The 17,338-nt window shown below is 58.4% G+C and carries 19 protein-coding genes and 1 other RNA gene; 15 read left to right on the top strand and 5 right to left on the bottom strand.

Annotation, left to right across the window (positions count from 1 at the left end):
• Positions 1-29: 29 nt before the first annotated feature.
• Positions 30-1,070, bottom strand: coding sequence for an NADP(H)-dependent aldo-keto reductase (locus tag PMI22_RS23270; protein ID WP_007943718.1), 1,041 nt, complete (start codon positions 1,068-1,070; stop codon positions 30-32).
• A gap of 245 nt (positions 1,071-1,315) precedes the next feature.
• Between PMI22_RS23270 and rplM the strand changes: the two genes are divergently transcribed.
• From rplM to PMI22_RS23235, 7 genes are all read left to right on the top strand, one after another.
• Positions 1,316-1,744 carry a 50S ribosomal protein L13 gene (rplM, locus tag PMI22_RS23265; RefSeq protein ID WP_007905295.1) on the top strand — a complete coding sequence of 143 codons (429 nt, stop codon included), beginning with the start codon at positions 1,316-1,318 and terminating at the stop codon, positions 1,742-1,744.
• Between the two features lie 14 nt (positions 1,745-1,758).
• On the top strand, positions 1,759-2,151 hold the full coding sequence (rpsI, locus tag PMI22_RS23260; protein ID WP_002555064.1) for a 30S ribosomal protein S9: 393 nt from the start codon (positions 1,759-1,761) through the stop codon (positions 2,149-2,151).
• 268 nt (positions 2,152-2,419) lie between these two features.
• On the top strand, positions 2,420-3,013 hold the full coding sequence (petA, locus tag PMI22_RS23255) for a ubiquinol-cytochrome c reductase iron-sulfur subunit (RefSeq protein ID WP_007943719.1): 594 nt from the start codon (positions 2,420-2,422) through the stop codon (positions 3,011-3,013).
• Positions 3,013-4,224, top strand: a complete 1,212-nt coding sequence (locus PMI22_RS23250) for a cytochrome b (protein ID WP_007943720.1) — start codon at positions 3,013-3,015, stop codon at positions 4,222-4,224. The genes petA and PMI22_RS23250 overlap by 1 nt, the downstream gene beginning before the upstream one ends.
• Positions 4,224-5,006, top strand: coding sequence for a cytochrome c1 (locus PMI22_RS23245; RefSeq protein ID WP_007943724.1), 783 nt, complete (start codon positions 4,224-4,226; stop codon positions 5,004-5,006). Before PMI22_RS23250 ends, PMI22_RS23245 begins: the two co-directional genes overlap by 1 nt.
• 150 nt (positions 5,007-5,156) lie before the next feature.
• Complete coding sequence (locus PMI22_RS23240) at positions 5,157-5,774, top strand: glutathione S-transferase N-terminal domain-containing protein (RefSeq protein WP_007905304.1); 618 nt, start codon at positions 5,157-5,159, stop codon at positions 5,772-5,774.
• 16 nt (positions 5,775-5,790) lie between these two features.
• Positions 5,791-6,204: a ClpXP protease specificity-enhancing factor gene (locus PMI22_RS23235; RefSeq protein WP_007943725.1), complete on the top strand. Its 414-nt coding sequence runs from the start codon at positions 5,791-5,793 to the stop codon at positions 6,202-6,204.
• A 50-nt stretch (positions 6,205-6,254) separates the two neighbouring features.
• Here the strand turns inward: PMI22_RS23235 and PMI22_RS23230 are convergent, their stop codons facing one another.
• From PMI22_RS23230 to PMI22_RS23220, 4 genes are all read right to left on the bottom strand, one after another.
• Positions 6,255-6,833: a BON domain-containing protein gene (locus PMI22_RS23230; RefSeq protein ID WP_007943726.1), complete on the bottom strand. Its 579-nt coding sequence runs from the start codon at positions 6,831-6,833 to the stop codon at positions 6,255-6,257.
• Positions 6,830-7,423: a phosphoheptose isomerase gene (locus tag PMI22_RS23225; protein WP_007943727.1), complete on the bottom strand. Its 594-nt coding sequence runs from the start codon at positions 7,421-7,423 to the stop codon at positions 6,830-6,832. Before PMI22_RS23225 ends, PMI22_RS23230 begins: the two co-directional genes overlap by 4 nt.
• A gap of 104 nt (positions 7,424-7,527) precedes the next feature.
• Positions 7,528-7,890: a YraN family protein gene (locus PMI22_RS30345; RefSeq protein WP_007943728.1), complete on the bottom strand. Its 363-nt coding sequence runs from the start codon at positions 7,888-7,890 to the stop codon at positions 7,528-7,530.
• On the bottom strand, positions 7,890-9,701 hold the full coding sequence (locus tag PMI22_RS23220; RefSeq protein ID WP_007943731.1) for a penicillin-binding protein activator: 1,812 nt from the start codon (positions 9,699-9,701) through the stop codon (positions 7,890-7,892). The genes PMI22_RS30345 and PMI22_RS23220 overlap by 1 nt, the downstream gene beginning before the upstream one ends.
• A 176-nt stretch (positions 9,702-9,877) precedes the next feature.
• Here PMI22_RS23220 and rsmI point away from each other — a divergent pair, with 176 nt between their 5' ends.
• The 8 genes from rsmI to PMI22_RS23185 form a co-directional block, all read left to right on the top strand.
• The gene (rsmI, locus tag PMI22_RS23215; protein WP_162830871.1) at positions 9,878-10,783 is read left to right on the top strand and encodes a 16S rRNA (cytidine(1402)-2'-O)-methyltransferase; all 906 of its coding nucleotides are present in this window, start codon (positions 9,878-9,880) and stop codon (positions 10,781-10,783) included.
• Positions 10,784-10,858: 75 nt separating this feature from the next.
• An RNA gene (gene rnpB, locus PMI22_RS29910) (RNase P RNA component class A) lies at positions 10,859-11,212 on the top strand.
• Between the two features lie 355 nt (positions 11,213-11,567).
• Positions 11,568-12,023: a division/cell wall cluster transcriptional repressor MraZ gene (gene mraZ / locus PMI22_RS23210; RefSeq protein WP_007943733.1), complete on the top strand. Its 456-nt coding sequence runs from the start codon at positions 11,568-11,570 to the stop codon at positions 12,021-12,023.
• Positions 12,020-12,967 (top strand): 16S rRNA (cytosine(1402)-N(4))-methyltransferase RsmH, encoded by a 948-nt coding sequence (rsmH, locus tag PMI22_RS23205; protein WP_007943734.1) that lies wholly within the window; start codon positions 12,020-12,022, stop codon positions 12,965-12,967. Before mraZ ends, rsmH begins: the two co-directional genes overlap by 4 nt.
• Complete coding sequence (ftsL, locus tag PMI22_RS23200; RefSeq protein WP_007943735.1) at positions 12,964-13,257, top strand: cell division protein FtsL; 294 nt, start codon at positions 12,964-12,966, stop codon at positions 13,255-13,257. The genes rsmH and ftsL overlap by 4 nt, the downstream gene beginning before the upstream one ends.
• Complete coding sequence (locus PMI22_RS23195) at positions 13,257-14,996, top strand: peptidoglycan D,D-transpeptidase FtsI family protein (RefSeq protein WP_162830872.1); 1,740 nt, start codon at positions 13,257-13,259, stop codon at positions 14,994-14,996. Before ftsL ends, PMI22_RS23195 begins: the two co-directional genes overlap by 1 nt.
• Positions 14,996-16,459 (top strand): UDP-N-acetylmuramoyl-L-alanyl-D-glutamate--2,6-diaminopimelate ligase, encoded by a 1,464-nt coding sequence (locus tag PMI22_RS23190; protein ID WP_007943739.1) that lies wholly within the window; start codon positions 14,996-14,998, stop codon positions 16,457-16,459. The genes PMI22_RS23195 and PMI22_RS23190 overlap by 1 nt, the downstream gene beginning before the upstream one ends.
• Positions 16,452-17,338 (top strand): UDP-N-acetylmuramoyl-tripeptide--D-alanyl-D-alanine ligase (locus tag PMI22_RS23185; protein WP_007943740.1); only part of this gene is annotated, 887 nt, incomplete at its 3' end. The genes PMI22_RS23190 and PMI22_RS23185, both read left to right, overlap by 8 nt.

Below are 17,338 nucleotides of genomic sequence, written 5' to 3' on the forward strand. Positions count from 1 at the left end.
CAGAGCGTGGGAACGATCATCGTCTTGGATTACGGTGCCGGGTTCGGGTGATCCTTGTGAATCGCCTCAATCCCTTCCAGCACTTCGTCCGAAAGTTTCAGCTCGAAGCTCGCTAAATTGCTTTCAAGCTGCTCAAGCGTCGTTGCACCGATGATGTTGCTGGTGACGAACGGCTGTTGATTCACGAATGCCAATGCCATCTGTGCCGGGTCCAAGCCGTGTTCACGGGCCAATGCCACGTAACGGCTGCACGCCGCTTCCGATTGTGGATTGAAATAGCGGCTGAAGCGGCTGTAGAGGCTCAGGCGGCCCTTCGGCGGGCGCGCGCCACCTTCGTACTTGCCTGACAGGAAACCGAACGCCAGCGGCGAGTAAGCGAGCAAGCCGCATTGTTCACGAATGGCAATTTCTGCCAAACCGACTTCGAAGCTGCGGTTGAGCAGGTTGTAGGGATTCTGGATCGACACGGCGCGCGGCCAGCCGCGGGCTTCGGCCAAGGCGAGGAAGCGCATGGTGCCCCATGGTGTTTCATTGGACAGGCCAATGTGGCGGATCTTGCCGGCCTTGACCTGCTCGTCCAGTGCTTCGAGCGTATCTTCCAACGGCGTGAGGTTGGCTTCGCTCTTGTGTTTGTAGCCCAGCTGGCCGAAGAAATTGGTGCTGCGTTCCGGCCAATGCAGTTGGTAAAGGTCGATGTAATCGGTTTGCAGGCGCTTGAGGCTCGCGTCCACGGCTTCAGTGATGTGCTGGCGGTTGTGACGCAGGTTTTTGTCGCGGATGTAGTCGATGGTGTTACCGGGGCCGGCTATCTTGCTGGCCAGGATCCAGTCGGCGCGATCGCCGCGAGTTTTGAAGTAATTGCCGATATAGCGCTCGGTGGTGGCGTAGGTGTCGGCCTTGGGCGGCACCGGATACATCTCGGCAGTGTCGATGAAATTGATCCCGGCACCTTTGGCCCGTTCAATCTGGGCGAAGGCTTCAGCTTCGCTGTTTTGCTCGCCCCACGTCATGGTTCCGAGGCAGATAGCGCTCACGTTCAGATCGGTTCGGCCTAGCTGTCGATAGTCCATCAGGTGCTCCTTGGGCAAAACAATCATAAAAGCAGGTTGAAATATTTTTCGCAATCTGCATAATTGCGCACCTCTTTCTGCAGTGGAAGTGATGCGCCGCCGCCGAAGAATCTTGCCGTTGAACGGACGCGCCGACCCGAGCCCCCGAAAGCGTCTGTATCCGGCTGCCTTTGACTTGTCAAAGTACGCACTATTCAGTAAGATCCGCCGTCTAATTTACAGGGCGGCCCCTGAGGCTATAAAGAATGAAAACTTTTACTGCTAAACCGGAAACAGTACAGCGCGACTGGTTTGTCGTCGACGCTGCAGGTCAGACCCTGGGTCGTCTGGCCACCGAAATCGCGAGCCGTCTGCGTGGCAAGCATAAAGCTGAGTACACTCCTCACGTTGACACCGGCGATTACATCGTCGTTATCAATGCCGAGCAGATTCGTGTAACCGGTGCTAAAACCACCGACAAAATCTACTACTCCCACTCCGGTTTCCCGGGCGGCATCAAGTCGATCAACTTTGAAAAGCTGATCGCCAAAGCCCCTGAGCGCGTGATCGAGACCGCGGTCAAAGGCATGCTGCCTAAGAACCCGCTGGGTCGCGACATGTATCGTAAGCTGAAAGTCTATGCGGGCGCTGTACACCCTCATACTGCTCAGCAGCCCCAAGAACTGAAGTTTTAACGGAATAGTTCATTATGTCGGCGACTCAAAATTACGGCACTGGCCGTCGCAAGACCGCAACCGCACGCGTTTTCCTGCGTCCGGGCACTGGTAACATCTCCATCAACAACCGTTCGCTGGATAATTTCTTCGGCCGCGAAACTGCCCGCATGGTAGTTCGTCAGCCGCTGGAATTGACTGAGACTGTCGAGAAGTTCGACATCTACGTCACCGTGATCGGTGGTGGTGTAAGTGGTCAAGCTGGCGCAATCCGCCACGGTATCACTCGCGCACTGATGCAGTACGACGAAACCCTGCGTGGCGCTCTGCGCAAAGCTGGCTTCGTTACTCGCGATGCTCGTGAAGTTGAACGTAAGAAAGTCGGTCTGCGTAAAGCGCGTAAGCGTCCGCAGTACTCGAAGCGTTAATTCGCTTTCACGTTCAAAAAAGAACGCCCAGTTTCCTCACGGAGCTGGGCGTTTTTTTATGCGTGCGATTTAAAAAAGAATTGCGCTGTGACAACTTGCCACATCCGTAGAGCCCCTATACTACAGGGCTTGGCAGTGGAGCCCTTCGGTAATTACCTTGTCAGAATTGGGGCTTTTCATTACCATTCGGCAAAATTTTTATAAGTGCATAGATTTACTTAGTAGATGCCTGATTTAACAGGCCACAAAGCTGATGGGAGAGGACTGAATGAGCAATGACGGCGTGAATACAGGCCGGCGTCGCTTCTTGGTAGCAGCCACATCCGTGGTGGGTGCTGCAGGAGCGGTGGGGGCTGCGGTCCCGTTCGTGGGGTCATGGTTTCCCAGTGCCAAGGCGAAAGCCGCAGGTGCACCGGTGAAAGTGAATGTCAGCAAAATCGAGCCAGGCCAGCAGATGATTGCTGAGTGGCGCGGCCAGCCGGTGTTCATTGTCCGCCGTACAGAGGAAATCCTGGGGAATCTGAAAAAGATCGAAGGCGAGCTCGCCGATCCTGAGTCCAAGCAATCGACGCAACCGGACTACGTCAACCCCGAAACACGTTCGATCAAGCCAGAAGTTCTGCTGCTGATCGGTATTTGTACCCACTTGGGTTGTTCGCCTACTTTCCGTCCGGAAGTGGCCCCTGCGGATCTTGGTCCGAAATGGGTAGGTGGATATTTCTGCCCTTGCCACGGCTCCCATTACGATCTGGCTGGCCGCGTCTACAAGTCGCAACCTGCGCCTTTGAACCTGCCAGTTCCACCGCATTCCTATGAGACCGACGAGATCATTGTCATCGGCGTCGATACGGAGAAAGCGTGATGAGCAAGTTCATGGATTGGGTTGATGCGCGCTTTCCCGCGACCAAAATGTGGGAAGACCATCTCAGCAAGTATTACGCCCCGAAGAACTTCAACTTCTTCTATTTCTTTGGCTCCCTGGCGCTGCTCGTTCTGGTTAACCAGATCGTCACCGGTGTCTGGCTGACCATGAGCTACACCCCGTCGGCAGAAGAGGCGTTTGCTTCCGTCGAATACATCATGCGCGACGTCGAGTACGGCTCGATCCTGCGTCTGCTGCACTCCACCGGAGCTTCGGCGTTCTTCATCGTGGTTTATCTGCACATGTTCCGAGGCTTGCTCTACGGTTCGTACCAGAAGCCGCGTGAGCTGGTGTGGGTCTTCGGCATGCTGATCTACCTGGCGCTGATGGCCGAAGCCTTCATGGGGTACTTGCTGCCGTGGGGTCAGATGTCCTACTGGGGCGCCCAAGTGATCATCTCGCTGTTCGGTGCCATCCCGGTTATCGGTAACGACCTGACCCAGTGGATTCGTGGTGACTACCTGATTTCCGGTATTACCCTGAACCGCTTCTTCGCCCTGCACGTTGTTGCCTTGCCGATCGTGATCCTGGGTCTGGTGGTGCTGCACGTTCTGGCGTTGCACGAAGTCGGTTCGAACAACCCGGACGGCGTCGACATCAAGAAATACAAAGACGAAAACGGCGTACCGCTGGACGGCATTGCCTTCCACCCGTACTACACCGTGAAAGATATCGTCGGCGTTGTGGTGTTCCTGTTCATCTTCTGCTCGATCGTGTTCTTCTTCCCGGAAATGGGCGGTTACTTCCTCGAGAAGCCGAACTTCGAAGTGGCGAACGCCTTCAAGACCCCAGAGCACATCGCTCCGGTCTGGTACTTCACCCCGTTCTACGCGATTCTGCGAGCGGTTCCGGACAAGCTCCTGGGCGTTATCGCCATGGGTGCAGCCATCGCCGTGCTGTTCGTCCTGCCGTGGCTGGACCGCAGTCCGGTCAAGTCGATGCGCTACAAAGGCTGGCTGAGCAAGATCTGGTTGTGGGTGTTCTGCATCTCGTTCGTGATCCTGGGTGTGCTGGGCGTGTTGGCTCCAACGCCAGGCCGGACGCTGTTGTCGCAGGTGTGTACGTTCCTGTACTTCGCCTACTTCATTCTGATGCCGTTCTACACCAGGCTTGAGAAGACCAAACCGGTTCCGGAAAGGGTGACTGGCTGATGAAAAAGCTATTTGCTGTACTGATTCTTGCGGCTATGCCTGCTCTGTCCTTCGGGGCGGAACACGGTGGTCCTGAGCTGAAAAGCGTCGACATCGACGTTTCTGACAAGGCAGCCTTGCAGGATGGCGCACGTACATTCGCCAACTACTGCATGGGCTGCCACAGCGCCAAGTTCCAACGGTACGAGCGTGTTGCCGATGATATTGGCGTTCCCCATGATCTGATGCTCTCGAAGCTGGTGTTCACTGGTGCCAAGATTGGCGACCACATGAACATCGGCATGCAGCCGGCGGACGCCAAGGCCTGGTTCGGCGCGGCTCCGCCCGACCTGACGCTGGTGGCTCGCGTTCGTGGTACTGACTGGCTCTACGGCTACCTGACGTCCTTCTATGAAGACCCGTCGCGTCCATGGGGCGTGAACAACAAGGTCTTCCCGAACGTCGGTATGCCTAACGTCATGGCCGCCTTGCAAGGTCGTCAGGTCGTGGGATGCAAACAGGTTCAGATCGTCGAAGACGGCAAGAAGCAATTTGATCCACTGACCGGTACCGCGCTGACCCATGAAGCGTGCGATCAGTTGACCATCGTGCCGAAAAGCGGTGCTCTGACCGAAGAGCAGTTCGATGAGAAGGTCAAGAATCTGGTAACCTTCCTGGCTTACTCGGCTAACCCGGTTAAGCTGCAACATCAGCGCATCGGTACCTACGTCTTGCTGTACCTGGCGTTCTTCTTCGTATTCGCTTATTTGCTCAAGCGCGAATACTGGAAAGATGTGCACTGATAAAGCTTCAAGCAATTGCTGTTAATCGCGCGCGCCCAAGGGCGCCTCTGAAGGTGTAACGAGCCTGGTGATCCAGGCGTTACGGGAGGCGTCCTCTGGGCGCGCTCGTTTTTCCGCTTCCGATAATTTCAACAAGCGAGGAGGACCGCCATGGGCGTGACCAATCGGTTGGCCTGTTACTCCGACCCCGCCGACCACTATTCCCACCGAGTGCGTATCGTACTTGCAGAGAAGGGTGTCAGCGCCGAGATCATTTACGTGGAAGCTGGTCGTCAGCCGCCTAAACTGATTGAGGTGAACCCTTACGGAAGCCTGCCTACCCTGGTCGATCGTGACCTGGCGTTGTGGGAGTCGACCGTGGTGATGGAATATCTGGATGAGCGTTACCCGCACCCGCCTTTGTTGCCGGTTTATCCAGTGGCGCGTGCCAACAGCCGTCTGCTGATTCATCGTATTCAGCGTGACTGGTGTGGCCTGGTGGATCTGATCCTGGATTCACGGACCAAGGAAGCAGCCCGGGTCGTTGCTCGTAAAGAGCTGCGCGAAAGCCTGACTGGCGTGTCGCCGTTGTTCGCCGACAAGCCGTTTTTCCTCAGTGAGGAACAAAGTCTGGTGGATTGCTGCCTATTACCAATACTCTGGCGCTTGCCGATTTTGGGTATTGAACTGCCGCGGCCAGCCAAGCCGCTGCTTGATTATATGGAGCGCTCGTTTGCGCGTGAGGCTTTCCAGGCAAGTCTGTCTGGTGTCGAACGCGATATGCGCTAAGGCTTAAGGAGCCGCTATGAACTCCAGTCGACCTTATCTGGTCCGCGCGCTCTACGAGTGGATTGTGGACAACGATTGCACCCCGCACATGCTGGTCAATTCCGAGTATCCGTCGGTGCAGGTACCTCAGGGTTTTGCCAGTGACGGACAAATTGTCTTGAACGTGTCGCCGCAAGCCGTGCGTCATCTGCACATGGATAACGAGGCGGTCAGTTTCGAAGGGCGTTTCGGTGGCGTGCCGCACACCTTGTACGTGCCTATCGCCTCGATCCTGGGGATTTACGCCCGGGAGAACGGCCAGGGCATGGTGTTTGATCTGGAATCGCCTATGGAAGACGAGGAAGAGATCGAGCCGGATGATGATATTCCGCCACCCGACAGCGAGCCGCCGCGTCCCAGCGGTCGACCCAGTTTGAAAGTGGTGAAGTAAAAAAAAGGCGATCCGGATGGATCGCCTTTTTTATGTCTGCGGTTTGGGTATCAGTCGATGTACTCAAACAGCTTCACAACCTTCTGCACACCGGAAACGCCCTGTACCAGGTTGGTAGCCTGAGTGGCTTCCTGTTTGGTCAGCAGGCCCAGCAAGTAGACGATGCCGTTTTCGGTCACAACCTTGATGCGCGAACCAGGAATGTAGGGGTCGGTGAGCATCTGGGTCTTGATCTTGGTGGTCAGCCAGGTGTCGTTCTGGCGCGCCAGCAACGAGGAGGGCGGCAGAATCTGCAATTCGTTGTGGACGGTTTTTACGCGTTGCACAGCGGCAGCAGCCTGTTCGGCTTTAGCCTTGAGGTCGGCGCGAGGCGTCTGACCGGCGAGCAATACCACGCCGTTGAAGCTGGTGACGACAATATGCGACTCGTTGTCCAGGGCGGGGTCGGCCTTGGCCACGTTTACGCCGACTTTGGTATCGATCAGGGAGTCGTCGATCTTGCTGCCAAAGGTGCGCGTGCCACGGTCATCTTCAATCGGCGCTTCACGGCTGGCGTTAACCACCGAGGTGCAGCCGCTGATGCCGAGGCACAGGGTCAAGGCCATCAGGCCTAGGCGATTAGGGGTCATTCTTCACTCCCGAACAATTGGCTGTCGATCAGATCGCAAAGGCAATGGATCGCCAGCAGGTGGACTTCCTGAATACGTGCGGTGACATTGGCCGGTACGCGAATCTCGACGTCCTCGGGCAAAAGCAGTGACGCCATGCCGCCGCCATCGCGACCGGTCAATGCTACGACAACCATTTCGCGATCATGTGCGGCCTGGATCGCCTGAATTATGTTTGCCGAGTTACCGCTGGTGGAAATCGCCAGCAATACGTCGCCCGGTTGACCAAGCGCGCGGATCTGTTTGGAGAAAATTTCGTTGTAGCTGTAGTCGTTGGCAATCGAGGTGATGGTCGAACTGTCAGTGGTCAGCGCGATGGCGGGCAGGCTCGGGCGTTCCCGTTCGAAGCGGTTGAGCAGCTCCGACGAAAAATGCTGGGCGTCGCCAGCGGAACCGCCGTTACCACAGGAAAGCATTTTGCCCTCATTGAGCAGGGCGTTGACCATCACTTGGCTGGCTTGCTCGATGTGCGGTGCAAGTACGTCCATCGCCATTTGCTTGGTGTCGATACTGGCCTGAAAAAGCTGGCGAATTCGGGATTGCATGTCCATCTGTGTGACCTTAATTAGCGCGGCTACTCGGCACATGAATGTGCAGCCCGCAATGCAAAGAGCAAAAGTGTTGGGTGAAGATGTCCGGCTCGGCGCGCAAGCGATCAGCTGTCGAAGGCATTCTGCAACCAGTTCAACTGATCAAGGTTGCTGTCGATGGCAACCACGTCGAAGCGGCAAGGGGAATGGGCCCAACGCGACTCGCGCTGAAGAAAATACTGCGCAGCAAAAATCAGTTTTTGCCGTTTGCGCTCATCGATGCTATCGAGCGCGCCACCCCATTGGGTGTTTTTTCTGTAGCGGACTTCAACGAATACTACTGTATCGCCATCAAGCATGACCAGATCAAGCTCGCCGCGTTTACACAACCAGTTCTGCGCCAACAGGCGCAGACCTTGTTGTTGAAGATGCTCGAGCGCATGGCGCTCGGCATCTTTACCGCTTTGCTGGCGTGACCGGTCGGGCATCAGTTCGGGGTGCCTGGCAGGCGTTGAACCTGGCCATTGACGAACTGAGCCCACGGCAGCTGACGCACGACGCGTTGGTTCTGAGTCAGGCTCAGGCTGCCCGACTGGCCTTCGAGGCGGCTGTCCGGCAAGGCTTTGAGTTGCCCCAGGCGTGGTGCCAGGCGGTAAGCATCGACGCCCATGGCATACAGGCGACCGAGGCTGCCGGCGGCTTGAGGCCATTGAGCCGTAACCTGTCTGCGCAGTGGATCATTGGCGTCCAGCAACCACGGGGTTTCGCAGAAGCGAATGCCGTTCATGTCGTTGTACTGATTCACGTCGCCGCTGGCGCTGTACACGTGGGAGGTGGCGTAGACCGGTACGTCACCGGCGTATTGGAAGTTGAGGGTCGGTTTGATCTGTTGAGCCTGTTGCGGAGTGGAGGCCAGGAAGATGAATTCGATGTCCTGGCTGCGTGACGGCTGGGCGGCAACTTGCGAACCGACGGTGCTTTGCAGGCTTTTTGCGCGGCCTTCGCTCTGGCGCAGCTGGAACATGTCAGCAATCTGCTGGGCCAGTTGAACCGGCTGGTCTACGCGTTCGGTGGCAACGATAGTGCCGCCGTTGGCTTGCCAGTCCTGGCTGAATGCCCGGATCACGCGATCGCCCCATTCGCCTTTGGGCACCATGATCGCAGCGCGATGCAGGCCATCGGCGCGCGCGCGGCGAGACACTTCGCGGGCTTCGTCTTCAGCGGCCAGACCAAACTGGAACAGTTGGGGTGGGCCTTGTTCGCCTTCGCTGTAGTTCAGTGCCAGGGTGGTGATCGGCAATTGCGGGCGGGCGCTAAGCTGTTTAACCAGTGGTTTTTCCAGCGGGCCGACCACCAGTTGCACGCCGTCGGCCTGGGCCTTGCGGTAGAACTCGTCCATCGATGTCAGCTTCGAACTGTCATAAAACTCGATGGCGGGTGGCTTCTGTCCGGTTTGCTGAGCCTGGTAGTAAGCAGCCATGAAGCCTTCGCGCAATGCTTTGCCGACCGATGCCAGCTGGCCGTCTTGTGGCAGCAGCAGGGCAATCTTGCTCAGGGGTTGGCTGGCCAGCTCCTTGAGGTTGGTCAATGCCTGCGGCAGTTGAATGGCGGCCGGGTGTTTAGGGTTTTGGGCGCGCCAGTTATCGATTGCGGCTTGCTGTTGCTCCAGTGTCCCGGCCGTTTTCACCGCCAGTGCCAGGCCCATCCAGCCCCCGAGGTCGTCGGAGGTGGTTGGCTGCAGTTGTTCGGCGGGCAGGGAGGCAATCAGGGTCCAGATCGCATCGTGGTTTTTGCTCGCCGCGTCACCGCTCAGCATGGGAGCAATGAAAATACGCACCCGTGCGGCGGCCAGCGTCTGGCCATCTGCTTCGAGGGCGCGGGCGTGAACAGTGCCGGTGCGAACCTGTTGCTCGGCCGGCAGTTCACCCAGGCGTTGCAGGCTCGGATGGCTCAAAGCCGTCAGTGCTGCTTTGGGCTGATTGCGCACCATGGCCAGCTCCGCCGCCAGTGTACTGGCGAAGACTTGTGGGCCTGGCTTGAGTTGCTCGACCGGAACCTGCTGCAGGATTTGCGCGGACTGGCCGGCGTTCCCTTGGCGGTAGGCCACGTCTGCGGCGCTCAGCCGCAACAGGGCAGCTTCCTCCGGGTCTTTGCTTTGATTGGCCTGCGCGAGCAACTGCTCGACGCTGGCATTCGGGGTCCGTGGAACTTCGCCAAGGCTGGAGGAGGGCGAGCTGGCGCAAGCCGCCAGCAAGGCAGCGAGGCAGAGGGCAGTGAACAGCCGCAGGCAAGCGATCATGTAGTGTTCCTGTTACTCGATCAAATTAGCGTGGAATTGTACCCAAGCACTGGCCGGGGCGCGATGTTGCTGGCGTGAATCGATCAATTTAGCTCGTGTAAATGTTGCAGTACTGCACAAACGGCGAAAAAACCCGGGAAGGGCCAAGCGTATCGCAAGCGCCGCTACGCGCTACAATGTCACTTTTTACCGATCATGAGGTGTGCGTTTTGACTGCTCCAGGTGCTTTGAATTCCGCTGCTGGCTCGCTTTATGTGGTGGCGACGCCCATCGGCAACCTGGACGACATCAGTGCGCGTGCGCTGAAGATCCTTCGTGAGGTGGCGTTGATTGCCGCTGAGGACACTCGCCACTCCCAGCGATTGATGCAGCATTTCGGTATCCCTACACCCTTGGCCGCCTGTCATGAACACAATGAACGGGATGAAGGTAGTCGCTTTATTACGCGTCTGCTGGCAGGCGACGATGTGGCGCTGATATCCGATGCCGGCACTCCGTTGATTTCCGATCCCGGTTATCACTTGGTGCGTCAGGCCCGTGCTGCGGGGATCAATGTGGTGCCAGTGCCGGGAGCCTGCGCGTTGATCGCGGCGCTGTCGGCGGCGGGTTTGCCATCCGACCGGTTTATCTTCGAGGGCTTCCTGCCGGCCAAGGCGGTCGGTCGCCGGGCTCGTCTTGAGCTGGTAAAGGAAGAGCCGCGCACGCTGATTTTCTACGAGGCTCCGCACCGCATTCTTGAATGTCTGCAAGACATGGAGCTGGTATTCGGCGGCGAGCGTCAGGCGTTGCTGGCTCGTGAGATCACTAAAACCTTCGAAACCCTCAAAGGCCTGCCATTGGCCCAATTGCGCGAGTTCGTCGAGTCGGACAGTAATCAGCAGCGCGGTGAGTGTGTGGTGCTGGTGGCTGGCTGGGCCGCGCCCGAGACCGAAGATGCGGTCAGTAGCGAAGCGATGCGCATCCTCAACCTGTTGCTCGAAGAGATGCCGCTCAAGCGTGCGGCCGCCTTGGCCGCGCAAATCACTGGCGAGCGCAAGAATGTGCTGTATCAGGTCGCTCTCGATAAACAGAAGGGCGAGTAAAACCCGACGTGCTGGAGGGGTCAAAGGCGTTTAGCGCTTGTTCTTCGGCCGCTCTGCCGTTAACCTTCGCGGCGGAGAGTCGATCGGACAGTCGCTGCCCTCTATGAAAATTAGGGGGGGGAGGAAAGTCCGGGCTCCACAGGGCGAAGTGCCAGGTAATGCCTGGGAGGCGTGAGCCTACGGAAAGTGCCACAGAAAATAACCGCCTAAGCGCTTCGGCGCCGGTAAGGGTGAAAAGGTGCGGTAAGAGCGCACCGCACGTCTGGCAACAGTTCGTGGCTAGGTAAACCCCACTTGGAGCAAGACCAAATAGGGTCCCAAGGCGTGGCCCGCGCTGGGACCGGGTAGGTTGCTAAAGATGTCCAGTGATGGCCATCGTAGACGAATGACTGTTCAAGACAGAACCCGGCTTACAGATCGACTCTCCACCTTTTTTTCCTCCCTGTTTGAATCTTTGAGCAGGGCGCTGGTGATTGCATTTCCCCTCCTTTCAGAATCATCAGCAGAAGCACTTTCGTAAGACCAAAAAAATCTTACTCTTAACAAACTACTTTAACTTTCGAGCGCAGCCATCTGAGTTGTCTCAAGTTATTGGGTGCAATGACACGTCAGATTTCCGTATCACCCCCTCCTACGCTCCTAAATCTCAGTTCTGTAAGGGTTTTCCTTTAATCCGCGCCTTGACGGTGCGGTGGCCGCATTCCTATAGTGTGCGCAAGTGGCGGAAAGTGGCATGAAGTGGGTTTTTTGAACGTAAAACGCTAAAATTTGGAGAAACGCTGACGTGTTTCGCGGAGCTAACGCTATCAGTCTCGATGCAAAGGGCCGTCTCGCCATGCCGAGCCGGTACCGTGACGAGCTCGTTTCGCGTAGTTCCGGGCAGTTAATCGTCACAATCGACGCCGTTGATCCATGTTTGTGTGTTTACCCCCTCGATGAGTGGGAAGTTATTGAAACCAAACTGCGCGCACTGCCTTCGCTTCGCGAAGAGAACCGCCGCCTGCAACGTTTGCTGATTGGTAATGCCGTCGACCTCGAACTCGATGGCAGTGGTCGTTTTCTGGTTCCACCGCGTCTTCGTGAATATGCCAAGTTGGATAAGCGCGCGATGTTGGTAGGCCAACTGAACAAGTTCCAATTATGGGACGAGGATGCCTGGGATGCGGTTTCTGCCGCTGACCTGGCTGCTATTCAACAACCGGGCGCCATGCCTGATGAACTGCGTGATTTGATCCTGTGACTATTGATAGCGGCTTTAACCACATCACCGTGCTGCTTGACGAAGCCGTCGAGGCTCTCGCCGTACGTCCTGATGGCTGCTATCTGGACGGCACGTTCGGGCGCGGCGGGCACAGCCGGCTGATCTTGAGCCAGCTGGGGCCTGATGGTCGGTTGCTCGGATTTGATAAAGATCCTCAAGCAATTGCCACCGGGCAGACGCTAGCGGCCGAAGACGGCCGCTTTGTCGTTGTGCAGCGCAGCTTTGCCGAGCTGGGTTCGGAAGTCGCCGAGCGCGGCCTGGCGGGCAAGGTCAGCGGCGTTTTGCTCGACCTCGGCGTGTCTTCGCCGCAGCTCGACGACCCTGAGCGCGGCTTCAGCTTCCTCAATGACGGCCCGCTGGACATGCGCATGGACCCTTCCCGTGGGATCAGTGCTGCGGAGTTCGTCAACACCGCACCGGCGGAAGAAATCGCCCGCGTGTTCAAGGAATACGGTGAAGAACGGTTCTCCGGTCGCATGGCCCGAGCCGTGGCCGAGCGCCGCGACATCAAGCCGTTCGAACGCACCGCTGATCTGGCCGAAGTCCTGAAAGTCGCCAACCCGGCGTGGGAAAAAGGCAAGAACCCGGCGACCCGTGCGTTCCAGGGTCTGCGAATTCATGTCAACAACGAACTGGGCGATCTGGAAGCCGGTCTCGAAGCCGCACTCGAATGCCTGGAAGTCGGCGGCCGTCTGGTCGTTATCAGCTTCCACTCCCTGGAAGATCGCATCGTCAAATTGTTCATGCGCAAGCTGGTTAAAGGCGAAGCCGACAACCTGCCGCGCAACTTGCCGGTTCGCCACGTTGCGTTCGAACCGAAAATCAAAGTCCATGGCAAAGCGCAGACGGCCTCCGACGCCGAACTCAAAGCCAACCCACGTTCCCGTAGCGCCGTCATGCGCGTGGCGGAGAAGCTGCGGTGAGCAAGCTTTTCGCCAAGCCACTGCCCGGCGGAAGCTTTTTCATGCTGCTGTTGTTTGCCGGCGTGCTCGTTTCAGCGATCGGCGTGTCGTACAGCGCTCACTGGAACCGTCAACTGTTGAACTCGCTGTATAACGAGTTGAGCGTGCGCGACAAGGCGCAGGCCGAGTGGGGTCGTTTGATCCTTGAGCAGAGCACCTGGACCGCCCATAGCCGTATTGAAGTGCTGGCCTCCGAACAGCTGAAGATGCGCATTCCAGGCGCAGCTGAAGTGAAGATGGTGGCGCCATGATGAAACTCGAAGGCGCAATGTTCCCATGGCGTTTTCGCGTGGTCGTGGGTTTGCTCGGCATCATGGTCGCGGCGATTTCCTGGCGCATCATCGATCTGCAAGTCGTCGACCGGGCCTTCCTTAAAGGTCAGGGCGATGCGCGCAGCGTTCGTCATATTCCGATTCCGGCGCACCGTGGCCTGATCACCGACCGTAACGGCGAGCCTTTGGCCGTGAGTACCCCGGTCACCACGCTGTGGGCCAACGCCAAGGAAATGCAAACGGCCAAAGAGAAGTGGCCGGCACTGGCGGCTGCCCTGGGTCAGGACCCCAAAGCCCTGGCTGAACGTCTCGAAGCCCAGGCCAACAAAGAATTCATTTACCTGGTTCGCGGGCTGACTCCGGAGCAGGGCCAGTCCGTGCTCGACCTGAAAGTACCGGGCGTCTACGGCATTGAAGAATTCCGGCGTTTTTACCCGGCCGGTGAAGTCACCGCGCACATGGTTGGATTCACCGACATCGATGACCACGGTCGAGAAGGGGTCGAACTGGCCTATGACGAATGGCTCGCCGGGGTCCCCGGCAAGCGTCAAGTCATCAAGGATCGGCGCGGAAGGCTGATCAAGGATGTCCAGGTCACCAAAAACGCCAAGGCCGGCAAGCCCTTGGCGTTGTCCATTGACCTGCGCCTGCAATACCTGGCCAACCGCGAACTGCGTAACGCGATCATCGAGAACGGCGCCAAGGCGGGCAGCCTGGTGATCATGGATGTGAAGACCGGCGAGATCCTGGCCATGGTCAACCAGCCGACCTACAACCCGAATAACCGTCGCAACCTGCAGCCGGCGATGATGCGTAACCGCGCGATGATCGACGTGTTCGAGCCGGGTTCGACCATGAAAGCCGTTTCCATGAGCGCCGCGATTGAAACCGGGCGCTGGAAACCCAGCGATACCGTCGAGGTGTATCCAGGCTCCTTGCAGATTGGCAAGTACACCATCAAGGACGTATCGAAGACCGAAGGTCCGGTACTCGACCTGACCGGCATCCTGATCAATTCCAGTAACGTCGGCATGAGCAAGGTCGCGTTCGATATCGGCGGCGAGACGATTTACCGTCTGGCGCAAAAACTTGGCCTCGGCCAGGACACCGGTCTCGGCTTCCCGGGCGAGCGCGTCGGCAATCTGCCGAACTACCGCGAATGGCGCAAGGCTGAAACCGCCACGCTGTCCTACGGCTACGGGGTTTCCGTGACTGCGATTCAACTGGTCCACGCCTTCTCGGCGCTGGCCAACGACGGTCGCCTCGCACCCTTGACCCTGATCAAAACCGACAAGGCGCCGCAGACCACGCAGGTGCTGCCGGAAGCCGTCTCGAAAACCATGCAAACCATGCTGACCCAAGTGATCGAAGCGCCGCGCGGTGTCTTCCGTGCGCAAGTGCCGGCGTATCACGTGGCTGGCAAGTCGGGTACTGCGCGCAAGACCTCTGTCGGCAGCAAAGGCTACGCCGAGAACTCTTACCGCTCGCTGTTCGCAGGCTTCGGACCGATGAGCGATCCGCGTTACGCCATCGTCGTGGTTATCGATGAACCGACCAAGGCCGGATACTTCGGTGGTCTGGTCTCGGCGCCAGTGTTCAGCAAGGTGATGTCCGGGACACTGCGCCTGATGAACATTACGCCGGACAACCTGCCACCGACTGAAACTGCGAATGCAACTCCCGTCGTACCGCTGAAAGCCAATGGAGGGCGCGGCTGATGTCTCTGAGTCTGAACAAGATTTTTGCCCACGCCGGTCGCGATCTGCTGATCCGCGAATTGGCGCTCGACAGCCGCAACGTGCGCGCTGGCGACCTGTTTCTCGCCGTCCCGGGCGGGCGCTTCGACGGTCGCGCGCACATCGCCGATGCCCTGCAACGCGGCGCTGCCGCCGTGGCTTATGAAGTCGAAGGTGCGACTGTATTGCCGATCACCGAGGTCCCGCTGATTCCGGTCAAAGGCCTGGCGGCGCAACTGTCGGACATCGCCGGACGCTTTTATGGCGAGCCGAGCCGTCACTTGAATCTGATTGGCGTGACCGGCACCAATGGCAAAACCAGCGTGACTCAACTGGTGGCACAGGCGCTCGATCTTCTGGGTCAGCACTGTGGCATCGTCGGCACGCTGGGCTCCGGTTTCTACGGCGCGCTGGAAAGCGGCTTGCACACCACACCGAACCCGATCGCCGTGCAAGCGACCCTGGCCGACCTGAAAAAGGCCGGCGCCAAAGCCGTTGCCATGGAAGTCTCTTCTCATGGTCTGGATCAGGGCCGCGTGACCGCACTGGCGTTTGACGTGGCGGTGATGACCAACCTGTCCCGCGATCACCTCGATTACCACGGCACCATGCAGGCCTACGGCGAAGCCAAGGCCAAGCTGTTTGCCTGGAACGATTTGAAGTGCCGGGTGGTGAACCTGGACGACGAATTCGGCCGCCAACTGGCCGCCGAAAAGTGTGAGTCGCGTTTGATCACCTACAGTCTGGAAGACACCAGCGCCTACTTGTATTGCCGTGAAGCGCATTTCGACGATGAAGGCGTGCGCGCTACGTTGGTCACGCCTCAGGGCGAGCACCATTTGCGCAGCACCTTGCTCGGTCGCTTCAACCTGAGCAATGTGCTGGCCGCCGTCGGCGCCTTGCTCGGTCTGGACTATGCGCTGGACGAAATCCTCCACGTCCTGCCGAAGCTCGAAGGCCCGGCCGGTCGCATGCAGCGCCTGGGTGGCGGTACTCAGCCGCTGGTGGTGGTCGATTACGCGCACACTCCGGACGCGCTCGAAAAAGTCCTGATGGCCCTGCGTCCACACGCCAAAGGTCGCTTGCTGTGCCTGTTCGGCTGCGGCGGCGATCGTGATCGCGGCAAGCGTCCGCTGATGGCTGAAGTGGTTGAACGTCTGGCCGACGGCGTGCTGGTGACCGATGACAATCCGCGCACCGAAGACCCGGCTGTGATCTTCGATGACATCCGCGCCGGTTTCAAGGCTGTGGATAAAGTGACTTTCGTGGCTGGCCGTGGCCAGGCGATTGCCCAGTTGATCGCCGGCGCTTCGGTGGATGACGTGATTGTGCTGGCCGGTAAAGGTCATGAGGACTATCAGGAAATCAACGGCGAGCGTCACGCCTTCTCCGATCTGGTCGAGGCCGATCATGCCCTGAGCGCGTGGGAGGTGGCCCATGCTTAAAGCCTTGAAACTGAGCGAACTGACCGGCGCGCTGAATGCTCGCCTGATTGCTGCGGACGCCACGTTCGAAGGCGTCAGCATTGACAGCCGCGCGATCCAGCCCGGCCAACTATTTATTGCCCTGACCGGTCCGCGCTTCGACGGTCACGACTACTTGAACGACGTCGCGGCCAAAGGTGCCGTCGCTGCGTTGGTCGAGCGCGAAGTCGCCGACAGCGCAATGCCACAACTACTGGTCAAAGACACCCGTCAGGCGCTCGGTCAACTGGGCGCACTGAACCGTGCCGGGTTCACCAACCCTGTCGCGGCCATCACCGGTTCCAGTGGCAAGACCACGGTCAAGGAAATGCTCGCCAGTATCCTGCGCACGCGCGGTCCGGTATTGGCCACCCGTGGCAACCTGAACAACGACCTCGGCGTGCCGCTGACCTTACTCGAACTCGCGCCGGAACACACCGCTGCTGTGATCGAACTCGGTGCCTCGCGCCTTGGCGAAATTGCCTACACCGTGGGCATGACCAAACCTCATGTGGCCATCCTCAACAACGCCGGTACCGCCCACGTTGGTGAGTTTGGCGGGCCGGAAAAAATCGTTGAAGCCAAAGGCGAAATTATTGAAGGGCTCGAGGCCGATGGCATCGCCGTTCTTAATCTCGACGACAAGGCCTTTGAAATCTGGAAGGCTCGCGCGGCCGGTCGCAAAGTGCTGTCGTTTGCCCTGAGCAATCTCAGTGCCGACTTCTACGCCAGTGACCTGGACCGCGATGCTCGCGGCTGCCCGGCGTTCAACCTGCACACGCCTGATGGGGTGGAGCGCGTTCAACTGAACCTGCTCGGTACGCATAACGTCGCCAACGCCATGGCTGCTGCCGCTGCCGC

Origin of the sequence: Pseudomonas sp. GM21 (genome assembly GCF_000282215.1) — a bacterium.
GTDB lineage: Bacteria > Pseudomonadota > Gammaproteobacteria > Pseudomonadales > Pseudomonadaceae > Aquipseudomonas.

Excerpts from the sequence above, each read along its gene's own strand:
- petA (WP_007943719.1), top strand. The coding sequence starts at position 2,420 with ATGAGCAATGACGGCGTGAATACAGGCCGGCGTCGCTTCTTGGTAGCA.
- PMI22_RS23245 (WP_007943724.1), top strand. The coding sequence starts at position 4,224 with ATGAAAAAGCTATTTGCTGTACTGATTCTTGCGGCTATGCCTGCTCTG.
- PMI22_RS23235 (WP_007943725.1), top strand. The coding sequence starts at position 5,791 with ATGAACTCCAGTCGACCTTATCTGGTCCGCGCGCTCTACGAGTGGATT.
- PMI22_RS23225 (WP_007943727.1), bottom strand. The coding sequence starts at position 7,423 with ATGGACATGCAATCCCGAATTCGCCAGCTTTTTCAGGCCAGTATCGAC.
- rplM (WP_007905295.1), top strand. The coding sequence starts at position 1,316 with ATGAAAACTTTTACTGCTAAACCGGAAACAGTACAGCGCGACTGGTTT.
- rpsI (WP_002555064.1), top strand. The coding sequence starts at position 1,759 with ATGTCGGCGACTCAAAATTACGGCACTGGCCGTCGCAAGACCGCAACC.
- PMI22_RS23270 (WP_007943718.1), bottom strand. The coding sequence starts at position 1,070 with ATGGACTATCGACAGCTAGGCCGAACCGATCTGAACGTGAGCGCTATC.
- PMI22_RS30345 (WP_007943728.1), bottom strand. The coding sequence starts at position 7,890 with ATGCCCGACCGGTCACGCCAGCAAAGCGGTAAAGATGCCGAGCGCCAT.
- PMI22_RS23220 (WP_007943731.1), bottom strand. The coding sequence starts at position 9,701 with ATGATCGCTTGCCTGCGGCTGTTCACTGCCCTCTGCCTCGCTGCCTTG.
- PMI22_RS23240 (WP_007905304.1), top strand. The coding sequence starts at position 5,157 with ATGGGCGTGACCAATCGGTTGGCCTGTTACTCCGACCCCGCCGACCAC.
- PMI22_RS23190 (WP_007943739.1), top strand. The coding sequence starts at position 14,996 with ATGTCTCTGAGTCTGAACAAGATTTTTGCCCACGCCGGTCGCGATCTG.
- PMI22_RS23230 (WP_007943726.1), bottom strand. The coding sequence starts at position 6,833 with ATGACCCCTAATCGCCTAGGCCTGATGGCCTTGACCCTGTGCCTCGGC.
- PMI22_RS23250 (WP_007943720.1), top strand. The coding sequence starts at position 3,013 with ATGAGCAAGTTCATGGATTGGGTTGATGCGCGCTTTCCCGCGACCAAA.
- rsmI (WP_162830871.1), top strand. The coding sequence starts at position 9,878 with ATGTCACTTTTTACCGATCATGAGGTGTGCGTTTTGACTGCTCCAGGT.
- PMI22_RS23195 (WP_162830872.1), top strand. The coding sequence starts at position 13,257 with ATGAAACTCGAAGGCGCAATGTTCCCATGGCGTTTTCGCGTGGTCGTG.